Source organism: Streptomyces sp. NPDC059649 (genome assembly GCF_042734445.1).
Taxonomy (GTDB): domain Bacteria; phylum Actinomycetota; class Actinomycetes; order Streptomycetales; family Streptomycetaceae; genus Streptomyces.
Map to the genome: position 1 here is coordinate 165608 of NZ_JBHWDV010000006.1, position 15732 is coordinate 181339.

Annotated in this window: 15 protein-coding genes; 4 read left to right on the forward strand and 11 right to left on the reverse strand. The window is 73.7% G+C overall.

Annotated features, from left to right (window positions below):
- Positions 1 to 83 precede the first annotated feature (83 nt).
- Positions 84 to 1286 carry an AI-2E family transporter gene (locus ACFV1J_RS11385; protein ID WP_385857101.1) on the reverse strand — a complete coding sequence of 401 codons (1203 nt, stop codon included), beginning with the start codon at positions 1284 to 1286 and terminating at the stop codon, positions 84 to 86.
- A 135-nt stretch (positions 1287 to 1421) separates the two neighbouring features.
- A complete protein-coding gene (locus tag ACFV1J_RS11390) occupies positions 1422 to 1616 on the reverse strand; it encodes a DUF3046 domain-containing protein (RefSeq protein ID WP_385857070.1) in 195 nt (64 codons plus the stop codon).
- A gap of 78 nt (positions 1617 to 1694) precedes the next feature.
- Here ACFV1J_RS11390 and ACFV1J_RS11395 point away from each other — a divergent pair, with 78 nt between their 5' ends.
- The gene (locus tag ACFV1J_RS11395; protein ID WP_385857071.1) at positions 1695 to 2618 is read left to right on the forward strand and encodes a hypothetical protein; all 924 of its coding nucleotides are present in this window, start codon (positions 1695 to 1697) and stop codon (positions 2616 to 2618) included.
- 130 nt (positions 2619 to 2748) lie between these two features.
- Here ACFV1J_RS11395 and ACFV1J_RS11400 read toward each other — a convergent pair whose 3' ends face one another.
- The 3 genes from ACFV1J_RS11400 to ACFV1J_RS11410 form a co-directional block, all read right to left on the reverse strand.
- Positions 2749 to 3057 carry an AzlD domain-containing protein gene (locus tag ACFV1J_RS11400; RefSeq protein WP_360950825.1) on the reverse strand — a complete coding sequence of 103 codons (309 nt, stop codon included), beginning with the start codon at positions 3055 to 3057 and terminating at the stop codon, positions 2749 to 2751.
- Positions 3054 to 3866, reverse strand: coding sequence for an AzlC family ABC transporter permease (locus ACFV1J_RS11405; RefSeq protein WP_385857072.1), 813 nt, complete (start codon positions 3864 to 3866; stop codon positions 3054 to 3056). Before ACFV1J_RS11405 ends, ACFV1J_RS11400 begins: the two co-directional genes overlap by 4 nt.
- 71 nt (positions 3867 to 3937) lie before the next feature.
- Positions 3938 to 4822, reverse strand: a complete 885-nt coding sequence (locus ACFV1J_RS11410) for an AraC family transcriptional regulator (RefSeq protein WP_385857073.1) — start codon at positions 4820 to 4822, stop codon at positions 3938 to 3940.
- A gap of 126 nt (positions 4823 to 4948) precedes the next feature.
- Between ACFV1J_RS11410 and ACFV1J_RS11415 the strand changes: the two genes are divergently transcribed.
- From ACFV1J_RS11415 to ACFV1J_RS11425, 3 genes are read left to right on the forward strand one after another with little or no spacing between them, the layout of a single operon-like run.
- Positions 4949 to 9721 carry a DEAD/DEAH box helicase gene (locus tag ACFV1J_RS11415; RefSeq protein WP_385857074.1) on the forward strand — a complete coding sequence of 1591 codons (4773 nt, stop codon included), beginning with the start codon at positions 4949 to 4951 and terminating at the stop codon, positions 9719 to 9721.
- 30 nt (positions 9722 to 9751) lie between these two features.
- Complete coding sequence (locus tag ACFV1J_RS11420; RefSeq protein WP_385857075.1) at positions 9752 to 10549, forward strand: Fpg/Nei family DNA glycosylase; 798 nt, start codon at positions 9752 to 9754, stop codon at positions 10547 to 10549.
- Positions 10550 to 10580: 31 nt separating this feature from the next.
- Positions 10581 to 11357: an SDR family NAD(P)-dependent oxidoreductase gene (locus ACFV1J_RS11425; RefSeq protein ID WP_385857076.1), complete on the forward strand. Its 777-nt coding sequence runs from the start codon at positions 10581 to 10583 to the stop codon at positions 11355 to 11357.
- On the opposite strand, the gene ACFV1J_RS11430 is transcribed toward ACFV1J_RS11425, so the two are convergent.
- The 6 genes from ACFV1J_RS11430 to rimO all read right to left on the reverse strand — a co-directional run bounded on the left by ACFV1J_RS11430 (position 11305) and on the right by rimO (position 15661).
- Entirely contained in the window at positions 11305 to 11655 is a 351-nt protein-coding gene (locus tag ACFV1J_RS11430; protein ID WP_385857077.1) for a hypothetical protein, read from the reverse strand. The two genes, ACFV1J_RS11425 and ACFV1J_RS11430, sit on opposite strands and share 53 nt — an antisense overlap.
- Before the next feature lie 93 nt (positions 11656 to 11748).
- Positions 11749 to 12219: a Dps family protein gene (locus ACFV1J_RS11435; RefSeq protein WP_385857078.1), complete on the reverse strand. Its 471-nt coding sequence runs from the start codon at positions 12217 to 12219 to the stop codon at positions 11749 to 11751.
- Between the two features lie 293 nt (positions 12220 to 12512).
- Positions 12513 to 12896 carry a helix-turn-helix domain-containing protein gene (locus ACFV1J_RS11440; protein WP_030415589.1) on the reverse strand — a complete coding sequence of 128 codons (384 nt, stop codon included), beginning with the start codon at positions 12894 to 12896 and terminating at the stop codon, positions 12513 to 12515.
- Between the two features lie 94 nt (positions 12897 to 12990).
- Positions 12991 to 13527: a CinA family protein gene (locus tag ACFV1J_RS11445; protein WP_385857079.1), complete on the reverse strand. Its 537-nt coding sequence runs from the start codon at positions 13525 to 13527 to the stop codon at positions 12991 to 12993.
- Positions 13524 to 14174 (reverse strand): CDP-diacylglycerol--glycerol-3-phosphate 3-phosphatidyltransferase, encoded by a 651-nt coding sequence (gene pgsA, locus ACFV1J_RS11450; protein WP_385857080.1) that lies wholly within the window; start codon positions 14172 to 14174, stop codon positions 13524 to 13526. Before pgsA ends, ACFV1J_RS11445 begins: the two co-directional genes overlap by 4 nt.
- Complete coding sequence (gene rimO / locus ACFV1J_RS11455) at positions 14171 to 15661, reverse strand: 30S ribosomal protein S12 methylthiotransferase RimO (protein WP_385857081.1); 1491 nt, start codon at positions 15659 to 15661, stop codon at positions 14171 to 14173. Before rimO ends, pgsA begins: the two co-directional genes overlap by 4 nt.
- Positions 15662 to 15732: the final 71 nt, after the last annotated feature.

The following is a 15732-nucleotide window of genomic DNA, read 5'->3' on the forward strand; positions in this document are numbered from 1 at the left end:
TGTGTCAAGCGCTGCACCATGCCGTGTTCGCGCCTGTCGGGCCTGTCGGGCCTGTCAGCACCGTCCGCGCGCGGTCCGCGACGTCAGCCCGCGTCCGGCGTGCCCCGCTCGGCGGCGGCGTCCTGCTCGACGGCGGCATCCTGCCCGGCCGCGTCCTTCCCGCCGGTCCGGGCCTCCTCGCGCTCGGCGGCGTGCCGCACGCGGGAGAGGAGGTCGGCGGCGCGTCGGCGGCGGGTCTTGCCGTGGACCCGGAGGTCGTCGGGGACGGCGTAGCGCTTGACGTACGCGCCGAGGAAGGCCTGCAGGGTGGCGGTGGCCGGGATGGCGATCAGCGCGCCCACCGCGCCCATGAGGGCCGTGCCGGCGACGACCGATCCGAAGGCGACGGCGGGATGGATGTCCACCGTCTTGGCGGTGATCCTCGGCTGGAGGAGGTAGTTCTCGAACTGCTGGTAGATCACGACGAAGCCGAAGACCCACAGGGCGTGCCAGGGGTCGACGGTGAAGGCGATGAGGATCGGCAGCGCGCCCGCGAGGTACGTGCCGATGGTCGGGATGAACTGGGAGACCAGGCCCACCCACATGCCCAGCGCCGGGGCGTACGGCACGCCCATGAGCTCCAGCAGGACGTAGTGCGCGAGACCGGAGATCAGCGCCATCAGGCCGCGCGAGTAGAGGTATCCGCCGGTCTTGGCGACGGCGATCTCCCAGGCGCGCAGCACCTCCTCCTGGCGGCGGGGCGGGAGGACGGAGCACAGCGCGCGGCGCAGCCGGGGGCCGTCGGCGGCGAAGTAGAACGAGAAGAGGGCGACGGTCAGGAGGTTGAACAGGCTGCCCAGCACCGTCGCGGAGACGGCGAGCACATTGTTGGCGCTGTCCTGGACGTACTTCTGCAGCCAGTCGGAGCGGAGCAGGTTGTTCTGCACCTCGACCCGGGAGAGGTGGGAGTGCAGGGTGCTGTTCATCCAGCTGATGACGGAGTCGAGGTACTGCGGGAATTCCTCGACCATGGTGGCTATCTGGCCGGCGAGCATGGAGCCCAGGAGCGCGAAGAAACCGGCCGCGGCGACGAGGATGCTGAGGAACACCAGGCCGGTGGCCAGTCCGCGGCGCATGCCGCGGGCCGCCATCCAGGAGACGGCCGGTTCGACGGCGAGCGCCAGGAAGAACGCGATCAGCACGTTCAGCAGCAGCGAGATGAGCTGGTGGAAGCCCCAGGTGGCGAGCTGGAAGCAGGCCACGAGGGCGAGCGCGAGCACCATGGCACGCGGCAGCCAGCGCGGCATCCGGGCGTCGGACCGGGCGTCCGGCCGGTCCTCGGGGCGGGGGACGTCGTTGCTGGTGATCTCTTCAGACACAGGCACGAAGCCAAGTGTCGCGCACCGCGCCGACAACTCCGTCCGCGTTCGGTCTCCGCTGCTTCAGCGCTTCTCGGGCGGCACGTCCATGACGGCGCAGACCACCCGCCACACCTCTTTGGCGCTCCACCCGGCGTCCAGTGCCTCTTGGACGGTGCGGCCGCCGAGGCCGGACATCACGTGATCGCGCGCGAAGGAATCGGCGTACGCCGCACCGAAGTGATCCGCCATCCGCTGCCAGAAGACCGTCAACCGCATGCCTCCAGTATCCCGCCCTGGGCTGGCAGGGGTGCCCGAGCCGGTGCCACCGGAGGATTTCGCCCCTACGGTCAGGCCATGGCCGAAAACGTAAGTCCTCCTTCGACCCCTCTGGCGCGCGCGGAGCGATTCATCTGGCTGACCGCCCGGGTGCTCGAACAGCGGCTCTTCGAGTACGACTTCCTCGGCGGCGGGGCGGACCCGGTGGAGACCGCGCTCGCCGCGTACCGCAACGACGACGACGGCTTCGGCCACGCCCTGGAGCCCGATCTGCGCGGACCCGTGAGCCAGCCGCTGCACACCGCGCACGCGCTGAAGGTCCTGGATCTGATCGGGCGGTGCGACGGCCGTCAGGTGGAGCGGATCTGCCGCTATCTGACGAAGATCTCGACTCCCGAGGGGGCGCTGCCCGCGCTGCACCCCTCGCAGCGTGGCTACCCCGCCGCCCCGTGGATCCCGGTGGTCGACGATCCGCCGAGCGCCCTTCTGGCGACCGGCCCGGTGGTCGGCACGCTGCACCGCAACGAGGTGTGGCACGCCTGGCTCTTCCGGGCCACGGACTACTGCTGGGCGGCGGTGGAGTCGCTGAAGGGGACCCATCCGTACGAGGTGGAGGCGGCGCTGGCGTTCCTGGACGGTGCGCCGGACCGGCCGCGGGCCGCGGCGGCGGCCGAGCGGCTGGGGCGGCTGGTCAGGGCGGAGGGCCTGGTGCTGCTGGATCCGGGGCGGGCGGCTGATGTCCCGGTGGCGCCGGGGTACGCCCCCGGGGAGCATCACTTCGCGTACGACTATGCGCCGTCGCCCGGTTCCCTGGCCCGCGGCTGGTTCTCCGACGAGGAGATGGACCGGGCGCTGGACCACCTGAGGGCGCTCCAGGAGGAGGACGGCGGCTGGCCGGTGAACTGGCGGATCTGGGCGCCGGGGACGGCGTTGGAGAGTCGCCCGATGGTGACGTTGAAGGCGCTGCGGACCTTGCGGGCGTACGGACGGCAGCTGGACTGATACGGACGACAGCTGGACTGAACGGCCGGCCCGGACCGTCGTCCCCTCCGGGTCCGGCCTCTTGGTGAGCATGCGGGCGGCCCCTCCCTGGGGGCCGCCCGCCATGGTGTTCGTCCGCCGGTCCGGGGCGTCAGCCGCCCAGTGCCCGTACGCCGGCCGTGACGGCCACGGCGACGCCGACGACCAGCAGGAACGGCGCGCGCAGGACGAGCGCGACGGCCGCGGCGGCCACACCGGCGGCCTTGGCGTCGAGCATCAGGTGGTGGCCGTCGCTGAAGGTCTGCTGTGCGGTGAGCGCGGCCAGCAGGGCCACCGGGAGCAGTGCGGCCAGCCGTTTGACGAGCGGGTGCTCCAGGACGCCGGCGGGCGCCGACAGACCGAGGTATTTGACCAGGTAGCAGCCGACGGCGGTGGCGGCGATCGCGATCCAGACGTTCATGCCCGCTTCTCCTCGGTGGCGGGGCGGCTGTCCGAGGCGCCGTCCGCCGTGTGTGTGGTGTCGCTCCCGGTCCGCTCCGCCCGTTGGCGGCGGCCCTGTACGACGAGGACGGCGGGGGCGGCGAGCGCCGAGAGCAGCACCGGCACCCCGGTGGGCAGCAGCGGCAGCGTGGTCATGACCAGGAGGACGGCGAGGCCGGCGGCCACCCGCTCGACGGTGCTGCGCAGCATCGGTGCGAGCAGCGCCAGGAAGACGGCGGGGCTGGCCGCGTCCAGGCCCCAGGCGTCGGTGTCGCCGAGTGCCTCGGCCCCCAGGGCGCCGATGAGGGTGGTGAGGTTCCACAGGGCGTAGAGGCTCAGGCCGGTGACGGTGAAGCCGAGCCGGGCGCTGCGGCGGTCGGGCTGGGCCAGGGTGACGGCGGTGGTCTCGTCGATGACCCAGTGGGCGGCGAAGGGCCGGGCCGTCGCCCGGTAGCCGAGGACGGCGGAGAGCCGCAGTCCGTAGAAGGCGTTGCGGACGCCCAGGAAGAAGGCCCCGGCCGCGGCGGTGAGCGGGTTGCCGCCCGCGGCGAGCGCGCCGACCAGGGCGAACTGTGAGGCGCCGGTGAACACGAGCAGGCTCAGCGCGCAGGTCTGGAGCAGGCTGAGGCCGGCGCCGGCCGAGGTCACGCCGAAGGCGAATCCGGAGAGGCCGACGGCGATGCCGACGCCGAGGGCGTCCCGGATGACGGCGGAGTCGGGTTTGGCGGGCCGCGCCGGTTCCGGCGGCGCGGCTTCCTCGGCGGTGCGTATGTCTGTCTGTTCTGCCACGCCCCGGACCCTAGGCGGGGCCGCTCCCGGTGGTCTTGTACGTTCTTGCGCCTCTTACCTGGTGCGGCCGCTCAGGCCGCGCGTTCCCTGCGGTACGCGCCGGGTGGGACCCCGACGATCCGGGTGAAGTGGCGGTTCAGGTGCGGCTGGTCGGTGAAGCCGACCGCGACGGCGGTGTCGGCGGGCGCGTGGCCGGCCTCCAGGAGGGCGCGGGCCCGGCGGACCCGGGCGTCGGTGAGCCAGGCGTGCGGGGGCATCCCGTAGGCGGCCTTGAAGGCCCGGAGCAGGGCGAACGGGCTGGTGCCGAGGTCGTGTGCCAGCTGTTCCAGGGAGGGCGGGTCGGTCATCCGCTCCTCCAGTACGGCGCGGGCGCGGGCCGCGTTGCGGGCGCCCGCGCTGCGCGGGGTGCGGGCCGGGAGGGGGCCGCCGTAGCGGCGCAGCAGCCGGGCGACGGTGAGGCGCAGCAGGCTGTCGGCGGCGAGCGCGTTGCCCGCCTCGGCGGCCCGGTGGACGTCGGTGATCATGCGGGCGAGCCGGGGGTCCTGGGCGACGGTTTCGGTGAACCCGGCGGTGCCGCGCAGGGCCGTGGTCTCGTCGGCTATCTCGGCGACGATCCCGGACGACGGGTAGAGGGTGGCGTAGGTCCAGCCTTCGGGGGCGCCGGCCCGCGCGGTGTGGGCGACCTCGGGGTTGATCATGACGATGCCGCCGTGGCCGGCCCGGATGCTGCCCTGCCGGAGGCCGACCTCCTCGATGCCGGAGGTGACCGCGCAGACGACGTAGCCGTCGTGGGCGTGGCGGGGGAAGGAGTGCCGGACGTAGCGGGCACGCAGCAGGTCGAGACCGGGCAGGCCGGGGTAGCGCCAGTGCCGGGCCCATTCCCCGCGGGCCCGCGGCGTGGCGTCCGTGCCGGGTGCGCCGTCCGCGGTCGCGCCGTCGCCGCTGACCGTGATCATGTCTCCATTCTGCGTCCCCGCCGGACGCCCGTGACCTGGGCGTCCGAGGTGTGGACGGCGGGCGCGGCGGCCCGCCGGCGGCCGGGGCGGGACGCGTTGTCAGTGGTCCGGTGCACGATGGGGAACATGGCCAAGTCAGCGCTCGACTCCTTCTCGCCGGCGACCCGCGGATGGTTCACCGGGGCGTTCCGCGCGCCCACCGCCGCGCAGGAGGGCGCCTGGCAGGCGATCGGCGCGGGCTCGGACGTCCTGGTGGTGGCGCCGACCGGCTCCGGCAAGACGCTGGCCGCGTTCCTGGCGTCGCTGGACGCGCTGGCGAGCACGCCGCCGCCCGCGGAGCCGAGGAAGCGCTGCCGGGTGCTGTATGTGTCGCCGCTGAAGGCGCTGGCCGTCGATGTGGAGCGCAATCTGCGCAGCCCGCTGACGGGCATCCGGCAGGAGTCGGTCCGCCTGGGCCGCCCGGAGCCGGACATCAGGGTCGCGATCCGTTCCGGGGACACGCCCCCGGCGGAGCGCCGGGCGATCGCCAACCGCCCGCCGGACATCCTCATCACGACCCCCGAGTCGCTGTTCCTGATGTTGACGTCCTCGGCGCGGGAGGCGCTGGCGGGCGTCGAGACGGTGATCGTGGACGAGGTGCACGCCGTCGCCGGCACGAAGCGCGGGGCGCATCTGGCGCTGTCCCTGGAGCGGCTGGACGAGCTGCTGGACCGTCCGGCGCGCCGGATCGGGCTGTCGGCGACGGTGCGCCCGGTGGAGGAGGTGGCCCGCTATCTGTCGCCGCGGCGCCGGGTGGAGATCGTCCAGCCGCCGTCGGGGAAGCGCTTCGACCTGTCGGTGGTCGTCCCGGTGGAGGACATGGGCGAGCTGGGCAGCGCCCCGGTCCGGGAGGGCGAGACCGGTGAGAAGCCGTCGATCTGGCCGCAGGTGGAGGAGCGGATCGCCGATCTGGTGCAGGCGCACCGCTCCACGATCGTCTTCGCCAACTCGCGCCGCCTGGCGGAGCGCCTGTGCAACCGTCTCAACGAGATCGCGTACGAGCGGACGACGGGGACGGCGCTGCCCGAGCACCACTCCCCCGCGGAGCTGATGGCCGAGGCCGGTGCCGCGAAGGGCGCGCCGCCGCTGCTGGCGCGGGCGCACCACGGCTCGGTGTCCAAGGAGCAGCGCGCCCAGGTGGAGGAGGACCTGAAGGCGGGCCGGCTGCCGGCCGTGGTTGCCACGTCCAGTCTGGAGCTGGGCATCGACATGGGCGCGGTCGACCTGGTGGTGCAGGTGGAGTCGCCGCCGTCGGTCGCGTCCGGTCTGCAGCGGGTGGGCCGGGCCGGCCATCAGGTCGGGGCGGTCTCGACGGGCATCGTCTTCCCGAAGTACCGGGGCGATCTGGTGCAGGCGGCCGTGGTGACGGAGCGGATGCGGTCGGGCGCCATCGAGGCGCTGCGGGTGCCGGCCAATCCGCTGGACGTGCTCGCCCAGCAGGTCGTGGCGATGGCGGCGATGGACAGCTGGGACGTGGCGGAGCTGCTGACCGTCGTGCGGCGGGCCGCGCCGTTCGCCGCGCTCCCGGAGTCGGCGTTCCGGTCCGTGCTGGACATGCTCGCGGGCCGTTACCCCTCGGACGCGTTCGCCGAGCTGCGGCCGCGCCTGGTGTGGGACCGGGTCGCCCAGACGGTCACGGGCCGGCCCGGTGCGCAGCGGCTGGCCGTGACGTCCGGCGGCACGATCCCGGACCGCGGCCTGTTCGGGGTCTTCCTGGCCGGCAGCGACTCCGGCAAGGGCGGTGGTGGTCGTCGGGTGGGCGAGCTCGACGAGGAGATGGTCTACGAGTCCCGGGTCGGCGACGTCTTCACGCTCGGTACGACGTCCTGGCGGATCGAGGACATCACCCGGGACCGGGTGCTGGTCACCCCCGCCCCCGGGGTCCCCGGCCGGCTGCCGTTCTGGAAGGGCGACCAGCTGGGCCGCCCCCTGGAGCTGGGGCGGGCGCTGGGCGCGTTCCTCAGGGAGATCGGGGCCGCCGGCCCGGAGGAGGCGCGGGACCGGCTGGCCGCGGCCGGGCTGGACGACTGGGCGGTCTCCAATGTGCTGGGCTATCTCGCCGAGCAGCGGCAGGCCTGCGGCCATGTCCCCGATGACCGCACGATCGTCGTCGAGCGGTTCCGGGACGAGCTCGGCGACTGGCGGGTGGTCATCCACTCCCCGTTCGGCGCGCAGGTGCACGCCCCCTGGGCGCTGGCCCTCGGCTCCCGGCTGGCGGAGCGCTACGGCCTGGACGCCCAGGTGATGCACGCCGACGACGGCATCGTGCTGCGGCTGCCGGACGCCGACCTGATGGGTCTCGACCTCCTCGACGGGGACGGCGGGTTCGGCGGGCCCGGCGATCCGGGGTTGGCGGCGCGCGGGGCGGAGTTCGACCCGGAGCAGTCCCCGGTGGGGGCCGCCGATGTCGCCTTCGATCCGGGCGACGTCGATCAGCTCGTCACGGACCAGGTGGGCGGCTCGGCGCTGTTCGCCTCCCGGTTCCGCGAGTGCGCCGCCCGTGCCCTGCTGCTGCCGCGCCGCAACCCCGGCAAACGCACCCCGCTGTGGCAGCAGCGGCAGCGTGCCGCCCAACTCCTCCAGGTGGCCAGCGAGTTCGGGTCCTTCCCGATCGTGCTGGAGGCCGTCCGCGAATGTCTCCAGGACGTCTTCGACGTGCCCGGTCTGGCGGAGCTGATGGGCGACATCGAGGCCCGCCGGGTCCGCCTGGTGGAGGTCACGACCCCCGAGCCGTCCCCGTTCGCCCGCTCGCTGCTGTTCGGGTACGTCGCCCAGTTCCTGTACGAGGGCGACTCCCCGCTCGCCGAGCGGCGGGCCGCCGCACTGTCGCTGGACTCGCGGCTGCTCGCCGAGCTGCTGGGCCAGGCGGAGCTGCGCGAGCTGCTGGACGCGGAGGTGCTGGCCGAGCTGGAGCGTGAGCTGCAGTGGCTTTCGGAGGACCGCCGGGTCAAGGACGCCGAGGGGGTGGCCGACGTGCTGCGGCTGCTGGGGCCGCTGACCGACGCCGAGCTGGTCGAGCGCGGCGCGGATCCGGCGTGGCCGCGGGAGCTGGCCGCCGCCCGGCGGGCCATCTCGGTGCGGATCGCCGGCGCCGACCACTGGGCCGCGGTCGAGGATGCCGGCCGGCTGCGGGACGCCCTGGGCACGGCCCTTCCGGTCGGTGTCCCGGAGTCGTTCACGGAACCGGTCAAGGACCCGCTCGGCGATCTGCTGTCCCGCTTCGCCCGTACGCACGGCCCGTTCACGTCCGAGCAGGCGGCCGCCCGCTTCGGGCTAGGCACCGCCGTCACGGACGGCGCGCTGCACCGCCTCGCCGCCGCCGGCCGGGTCGTCCAGGGCGAGTTCCATCCGGCGGGCATCGGCCAGGAGTGGTGCGACGCGCAGGTGCTGCGCAGGCTGCGCCGCCGTTCGCTGGCCGCGCTGCGCGAGGAGCTGGAGCCGGTGCCGCCGGCGGCGCTCGCCGCGTTCCTGCCCCAGTGGCAGCATGTCGCCGCGCCGCGCCCGGCCCCGGTGAGCGGCCAGCCGGCGCCGTCCGGCGGCGCGTCGCACAGCCTGCGCGGCATCGACGGACTGGTGCGCGCCATCGAGCAGTTGCAAGGCGCGCCGGTGCCGGCCTCGGCCCTGGAGAAGCTGGTGCTGCCGTCCCGCGTCGGCGGGTACACCCCGGCGATGCTGGACGAACTCACCGCCACCGGCGAGGTGTTGTGGGCCGGTGCCGGTGCGCTGCCCGGCAAGGACGGCTGGCTCTCGCTGCATCTCGCCGACGCGGCTCCGCTGTTGCTGCCGCCGCCGCTCCCGCTGGAGCTGACCGCCCTCCATGAGTCGCTGCTGGCCGCGCTCGCCCCCGGGTACGGCCTGTTCTTCCGCCAGCTCGCCGACCAGGTCCGGGCGACCACCCACCCCGAGGTGACCGATCCCCAACTGGCCGACGCGCTCTGGGACCTGGCCTGGTCGGGCCGGCTGACCAATGACACCCTCGCCCCGCTGCGGGCCCTGCTCGGTTCGGGCCGTACGGCCGGTTCGACCGCGCACCGCGCCCGGCGCGCCGTTCCCCGCGGGCGGTACGGTTCGCTGGCCATGGCCGCGGGCCACGGCGGCCGGCCCACGGCGTCCCGGTCCGGCCCGCCGACCGTCGGCGGCCGCTGGTCGCTGCTGCCCGCTTCCGAGCCGGACCCCACCCATCGCGCGCACGCCCTGGCCCGTACGCTCCTGGACCGGCACGGCATCGTCACCCGCGGGGCGGTCGCGGCCGAAGGGGTCGAGGGCGGTTTCTCCGCCGCGTACCGCGTGCTGGCCGCGTTCGAGGAGTCCGGCCAGGCCCGCCGCGGCTATGTCGTCGAGGGGCTGGGGGCCGCGCAGTTCGCGATGGACGGCGCGGTGGACCGGCTGCGCGCGGTGAACACCCAGCGGGAGCGCACGGTCGACGACGCGCTGCCGGACGGCGGGCCGCAGCGGCGCGGCGGTCCGTCGCGGGCCGTGGTGCTGGCCGCCGCCGATCCGGCCAACGCCTACGGCGCCGCCCTGTCCTGGCCCGATCCGCCCGAGGGCTCGACCCACAAGCCCGGCCGGAAGGCGGGCTCCGTGGTGGTCCTCGTCGACGGTGAGCTGACGCTCTACATGGAACGCGGCGGCAAGACCCTGCTGATATGGCCGCTGGGCCAGGACCCGGCCGGGGCCGCGACGGACCCCCGGCTGCGGACCGCGGTGGAGGCGCTCACCGACGCCGCCCGCGCCGGCGCGCTGGGCACGATCACCACCGAGCGGATCAACGGCACCGCCGCCCTCACCTCCCCGCTCGCCGCCGTCCTGGAGTCCGCCGGCTTCCACCCGACGCCCCGGGGGCTGCGGCTGCGCGGCTGACGGCGCCGGCGGACCCGGCATGATGGGGGCATGCCCGAAGGTGACACCGTCTGGCGGCTGGCGCAGCGGCTGCACGACGCGCTGGCCGGCCGGCCGCTGACCCGCTGCGACCTGCGGGTGCCCCGGCTCGCGACGGTGGATCTGACCGGCCGCGGCGTGCTGGCGGTGGTCCCCCGCGGCAAGCATCTGCTGACCCGTTTCGAGGGTGGCCTGACCCTCCACTCCCATCTGCGGATGGACGGCGCCTGGCAGATCTACGGTCCCGCCGAGCGCTGGCGCGGCGGGCCGGCCCATCAGATCCGGGCGATCCTCGGCACGGCGGAGCACACCGCGGTCGGCTACCGCCTACCGGTCCTCGATCTGCTGCCGACGGCCGAGGAGTCGCGGGTCGTCGGCCACCTGGGGCCCGATCTGCTGGGCCCCGACTGGGACGCCGCGGAGGCGCTGCGCCGGCTGCTCGACGCCCCGCAGCGGCCGCTCGGCGAGGCCCTGCTGGACCAGCGCAATCTGGCCGGCATCGGCAATGTCTTCAAGTCGGAGCTGTGCTTCCTGCTGCGCGCCTCGCCCTGGCTGCCCGTGGGCGAACTCCCCGCGCCGGAGCGGATGCCCGCGCTCGCCAAGAAGCTACTGGAGGCGAACAAGCGGCGGACGGCGCGTACCACCACGCCCAGTGCGCGCCCGGACCGCCGGCTGTGGGTCTACGGCCGGGCCGGCCGCCCCTGTCTGCGCTGCGGTACGCCGGTCCGGTCCGCCGACCAGGACCCCGCGGCCGAGGAACGCGTCACCTACTGGTGCCCCCGCTGTCAGCCCGGCCCCACCGGGAATTGACGATCCGTCAGCTCGGGCCTACCCTCCCGGCATGCCCCTGCCCGCGTACGACCTCACGGGCCGCACCGCGATCGTGACCGGCGCGGCGAAAGGAATCGGCCGTGCCACCGCGGCACTCCTCGCCGAGGCGGGTGCCACGGTGCACTGCGCGGACCTCGACGAACCGGGCGCGCGGGCGACCGCCGCGGCGCTCATAGCGTCCGGCGGCACCGCGTACGCCCACCGCGTCGACGTCACCTGCCGGGCCGAGGTCGCCGCCGTCGTCGACGCGGCCCGCTCGGCCTCCGGCCGGCTCGACGTGATGGCGAACATCGCCGGAATCATGCACTCCGCCCCTGTCCTGGAGACCGCGGACACGGATCTGGACCGGGTGTGGAGCACCAACTTCAAGGGGGTGCTGTACGGCTGCCAGGAGGCCGCCCGAGCCATGATCGCCACCGGCACCCGCGGCTCCCTCGTGACCATGGCCTCCGGTGCGATCGACACCGGCGCACCGGGCCTGCTCTGCTACGGGGCCGCCAAGGCCGCCGTCGTCCAGCTGACCAGGACGCTGGCCACCGAGGTCGGCCGGCACGGCATCCGCGTCAACGCCGTCGCACCGGGCTGGATACGCACCCCGATGACCGACCGCCCCACCGCGGAGGCACAGCAGCGGGCGGAGGCGCCGATGATCCGGATGTCGCCGCTGGGGCGGGTGGGAGAGCCGGTGGACGTCGCACACGCCGTGCTGTACCTCGCGTCGGACGCCTCGTCCTTCACGACCGGCCAGATCCTCCGCCCGAACGGTGGCGTCGCCATGCCGTGGTGAACACCATCCGGGCCCGCCGGAGCACGGCCCGCCGGCGCCGGCGCTCGTTCCGTCCCGTCCACGGCACGCAGTGCACCGGCAGCAGGCTCAGGCCCCAGCCGCCGAGCGCCACGGCACCCTCGACCACGCCCGCCGCCTGCGGCCAGAACGCCAGCCGGAGCACCGCGCACCACCACAGCCCCCCGACCAAGGCCGCGGATATCCGGCGCCCCGGGACGGCCCGCGGACGGCGGCCGGCCGGCTCACCCTCCGGGAGCCGGCCGGCCGGTCCGCGGGCCGCGATTCCACGCCACGCCATGGCTGCCTCCTCCCGCCGACGCTAGACGGGACCGCCGTCGGCGGGGAGAGCGCACCGGCGCGTTCGCGGCGCGCGGAGCCACCACGAGCCCCGTCAGTGGGCCTCTGCCTGGAACATCCAGTGGTGCTTCTCCAGGTCGGCGGTGAGGCCGATCAGGATGTCCTGGGTGACCGGGTCCGGCTCGTCGGTGGCGATGATCCGCTCGCGCATCCGCCCGATCACCGCGCCCAGGGCGTTCACCATGGCCCGCACCACGTCGCCGTCCTTGACCCAGCCGTCCTGCACCTCGTTGATGCCGCTGGTCTTGGCAACGGTGGCGGCCCGGCCGTCGGGGGACACGCCGATCGCGGCCGCCCGCTCGGCCACGGTGTCCATGTGCGTACGCGCGCTGGCGACCACTTCGTCGAGCTGGAGGTGGACGGAGCGGAACCGCGGGCCGACGACGTTCCAGTGCACCTGCTTGGCGATGAGGGAGAGGTCCACCAGGTCGACGAGGGCGCCCTGCAGGGCGGTCCCCACGATGCCGCGGGCTTCGTCGGACAGCGTGCTCTTGACGACAGACATCCAGATACTCCTGTTCGAACGGGGATCGAGGCTGACCACACCCGATCGGGCCGCACGCCCTCCGGATGACCGTCCGGTGACCGGTCTGGACGACCGATCCGGGTGATCGAGGCAGGTGAGCGCGTCCCGTGGGCGATCCCGAGAGCAATTCGGGCCATTTGCCCGATTTAGCCATCGTACAAATGAATCGCCCGTTCCGAGCGGCCCGGACGGTCGGCCGGAACTCCCCGGACAGCACGGAGCCCCGGCGGGCTGCTGCCCGCCGGGGCTCCGGACGCCTGTGAACAGGTCTGTCAGGCCGCGACGACATCCACGACGTCGGCCGGGGACTTGATGGTCACGCGCTCCTCCGGTACGCCGGCCAGGGACGCGACGGACACCGAATTGAGCTTCGGCCGCACCGGTGCCGGCACCGCATCGCTCGCGGCCGCCGACGCGGCCAGCTCGGCGAGCGCCAGCTCGTCGCTGACCTCCCGCATCAGCTCGGACATGCGCACGTCCAGCGCGTCACAGATCGCCGAGAGCAGCTCGGAGGACGCCTCCTTCTGGCCTCTCTCGACCTCGGACAAATAGCCGAGCGACACCCGGGCGGAGGACGAGACCTCGCGCAGGGTTCGGCCCTGGCGCTGACGCTGTCGGCGCAGAACGTCACCCAGCAGGCGACGAAGCAGAATCATCGCTGGCTCCCTCCTCGGACCTCGGATCCGGATCCTTCTCGCCCCACCGTACCGCCTCGGGCCGCGGCCGTGCCGGGCGCAAGTTCGTGTTCACTCAGGGCTGCAAACATCCATTCCCCCCGTGTTGTTCCGTATCCTGTGCCCGCGCATTTTCTGTCAGTTCGCTCAACAACAGTGCGAGCACCGCGTCAATGGTGTCCCGGCGGATCCGGTCACGATCCCCCGTGAACGCCAGCCGGCGCACCTCGCCGGCGCCGTCCGGCCCCTGTACCGCGACGAAAACGGTGCCCACCGGCTGCCCGTCCTGCGGATCGGGCCCGGCGACGCCCGTGGTGGCGATGCCCCAGTCGGCACCCAGCACCCGCCGCACCCCGGCCGCCATCTGCCGGGCGACCTCGCCGTCCACGGCCCCGCGGGCGGCCAGCAGGGCGCCGTCGACGCCCAGTATGTCCCGTTTGAGGTCGGTGGCGTACGCGGTGATCGAGCCGCGCAGCACCCGCGAGGCCCCGGGGACCGCGGTCAGCGTGCCGGCCACCAGGCCGCCGGTCAGCGACTCCGCCACGGCCAGGCTCTGCCCCCGGCCGGCGAGCAGCTCCAGCGCCCCGGCCGCGGCAGAACCCGGCCCGGTCACCGGGCGGTGTCCTGTTCGGCGCCCGCGGCGCGTTCCCGCGCCAGCCCGGCCCGGCGCAGCACCACGGCCTGCCGGACGTAGTCGAGTCCGGTCGCGACGGTCAGCACCACGGCCGCCGCCATCACCCACCATCGGAGGGTCGCCAGCGGCCCGGTCAGCACCAGGACGTACATCCCGACCGCGGTGCCCTGCGCCAATGTCTTGATCTTGCCGCCGCGACTGGCCGGAATCACACCGTGCTTGATCACCCAGAAGCGCATCAGCGTGATGCCGAGCTCGCGGAAGAGGATCACGCCCGTCACCCACCAGGGCAGATCGCCCAGCACCGACAGGCAGATCAGCGCGGCCCCCATGATCGCCTTGTCCGCGATCGGGTCGGCGATCTTGCCGAAGTCGGTGACCAGGTTGTACGTGCGCGCCAGATGCCCGTCGAAGATGTCGGTGATCATGGCGATCGCGAAGGCGGCCCAGGCGAAGGCCCGCCAGGCCCGATCGGTCCCGTTGTCGTGCATCAGCAGCACCACGAAGGCGGGGACCAGCACCAGCCGCAGCATCGTCAGGACGTTGGCGATGTTCCACAGCCCGGCCGGCCGGGCGGCCGGCGCCGTGCGCGGGCCACCCGCTGCGGAAGCCGGGACTCCGGTCATCTGGCCGCCTCCTCGGTACACGACGTGCCGTCCACCGACAGCACCTCCGCCACCAGGTCCACGCCCTCGCTCGCCACCACCTTCGCTTCGACCATACGACCGGGCGACAGCTCCTGGTCGGTCGAGAGCAGGGTGACACCGTCGGTCTCCGGCGCCTGGTGCGCGGCCCGCCCGACGAGACCGTCCTCCTCGTCGTCACGGTCGACCAGCACCCGGACCGTCTCGCCGACCCGCTCCTCGGCGCGCTGCGCGGTGAGCTCCTCGGCCAGTCGCGACACCCGCGCCAGCCGCTCGGCGACCTCGTCGGGGTCGAGCTTGTTCTCGTACGACGCGGCCTCGGTGCCGTCCTCGTCGGAGTAGCCGAAGACGCCGATGGCGTCGAGCCGGGCCCCGGTCAGGAAGCGCTCCAGCTCCGCCAGGTCGCCCTCGCTCTCGCCGGGGAAGCCCACGATGAAGTTGGAGCGGACACCGGCCTGCGGCGCCTTCGTACGGATCTGCGCGAGCAGCTCCAGGAAGCGGTCGGTATCGCCGAAGCGCCGCATCGCCCGCAGCACACCGGGCGCCGAGTGCTGGAAGGAAAGATCGAAATACGGCGCGACCTTGTCGGTCCCGGTCAGGACATCGATCAGACCCGGTCGCATTTCGGCCGGCTGCAGATAGCTGACCCTGATCCGCTCGATGCCGTCGACGGCCGCCAGCTCGGGCAGCAGCGTCTCCAGCAGGCGGATGTCGCCCAGGTCCTTGCCGTAGGAGGTGTTGTTCTCGGAGACCAGCATGATCTCCTTGACGCCCTGTTCCGCCAGCCAACGGGTCTCCCCGAGCACGTCGGAGGGCCGGCGGGAGATGAAGGAACCGCGGAAGGACGGGATGGCGCAGAACGTGCACCGCCGGTCGCAGCCGGAGGCCAGCTTCACCGAGGCGACGGGGCTGGAGTCCAGACGGCGGCGCAGCGGCGCCCGCGGTCCGGACTTCGGCGCGACGCCCTCGGGCAGGTCCTCGGGGGCCGAGGCCGGCGCGTCCCCGTGGCCGGGCAGCGCCACCCCGTCGGCCTGCTGCCGCTCGGCCGGGCTGATCGGCAGCAGCTTGCGGCGGTCGCGCGGCGCGTGGGCCTCGACGTTTCCCCCGCTCAGGATCGTCCGCAGCCGGTCGGAGATATCGGCGTAGTCGTCGAAACCGAGCACGCCGTCGGCCTCGGGCAGCGCCTCGGCGAGCTCCTTGCCGTAGCGCTCGGCCATGCAGCCGACGGCGACCACGGCCTGGGTTCTGCCGTGGTCCTTCAGATCATTGGCTTCCAGCAGGGCATCGACGGAGTCCTTCTTGGCGGCCTCGACGAACCCGCATGTGTTGACGACGGCGACATCGGCATCGGTGGCTTCCTCGACCAGCTCCCAGCCGTCCGCTGCCAGGCGGCCTGCGAGCTCCTCCGAGTCCACCTCGTTACGGGCGCAGCCAAGGGTGACAAGGGCGACGGTACGGCGTTCGGGCATAGGGCTCAGCCTACTTCGTCCCGGACACCCCCTTCGCGCGCAGGTCTCCGCCGCCGGGCCCCAAGGCCCCG

Bases quoted from the DNA above. Each gene is read 5' to 3' on its own strand.
- ACFV1J_RS11385 (WP_385857101.1), bottom strand. From the start codon at position 1,286: ATGCCGCGCTGGCTGCCGCGTGCCATGGTGCTCGCGCTCGCCCTCGTG.
- ACFV1J_RS11390 (WP_385857070.1), bottom strand. From the start codon at position 1,616: ATGCGGTTGACGGTCTTCTGGCAGCGGATGGCGGATCACTTCGGTGCG.
- ACFV1J_RS11395 (WP_385857071.1), top strand. From the start codon at position 1,695: ATGGCCGAAAACGTAAGTCCTCCTTCGACCCCTCTGGCGCGCGCGGAG.
- ACFV1J_RS11400 (WP_360950825.1), bottom strand. From the start codon at position 3,057: ATGAACGTCTGGATCGCGATCGCCGCCACCGCCGTCGGCTGCTACCTG.
- ACFV1J_RS11410 (WP_385857073.1), bottom strand. From the start codon at position 4,822: ATGATCACGGTCAGCGGCGACGGCGCGACCGCGGACGGCGCACCCGGC.
- ACFV1J_RS11415 (WP_385857074.1), top strand. From the start codon at position 4,949: ATGGCCAAGTCAGCGCTCGACTCCTTCTCGCCGGCGACCCGCGGATGG.
- ACFV1J_RS11420 (WP_385857075.1), top strand. From the start codon at position 9,752: ATGCCCGAAGGTGACACCGTCTGGCGGCTGGCGCAGCGGCTGCACGAC.
- ACFV1J_RS11425 (WP_385857076.1), top strand. From the start codon at position 10,581: ATGCCCCTGCCCGCGTACGACCTCACGGGCCGCACCGCGATCGTGACC.
- ACFV1J_RS11430 (WP_385857077.1), bottom strand. From the start codon at position 11,655: ATGGCGTGGCGTGGAATCGCGGCCCGCGGACCGGCCGGCCGGCTCCCG.
- ACFV1J_RS11435 (WP_385857078.1), bottom strand. From the start codon at position 12,219: ATGTCTGTCGTCAAGAGCACGCTGTCCGACGAAGCCCGCGGCATCGTG.
- ACFV1J_RS11440 (WP_030415589.1), bottom strand. From the start codon at position 12,896: ATGATTCTGCTTCGTCGCCTGCTGGGTGACGTTCTGCGCCGACAGCGT.
- pgsA (WP_385857080.1), bottom strand. From the start codon at position 14,174: ATGACCGGAGTCCCGGCTTCCGCAGCGGGTGGCCCGCGCACGGCGCCG.
- rimO (WP_385857081.1), bottom strand. From the start codon at position 15,661: ATGCCCGAACGCCGTACCGTCGCCCTTGTCACCCTTGGCTGCGCCCGT.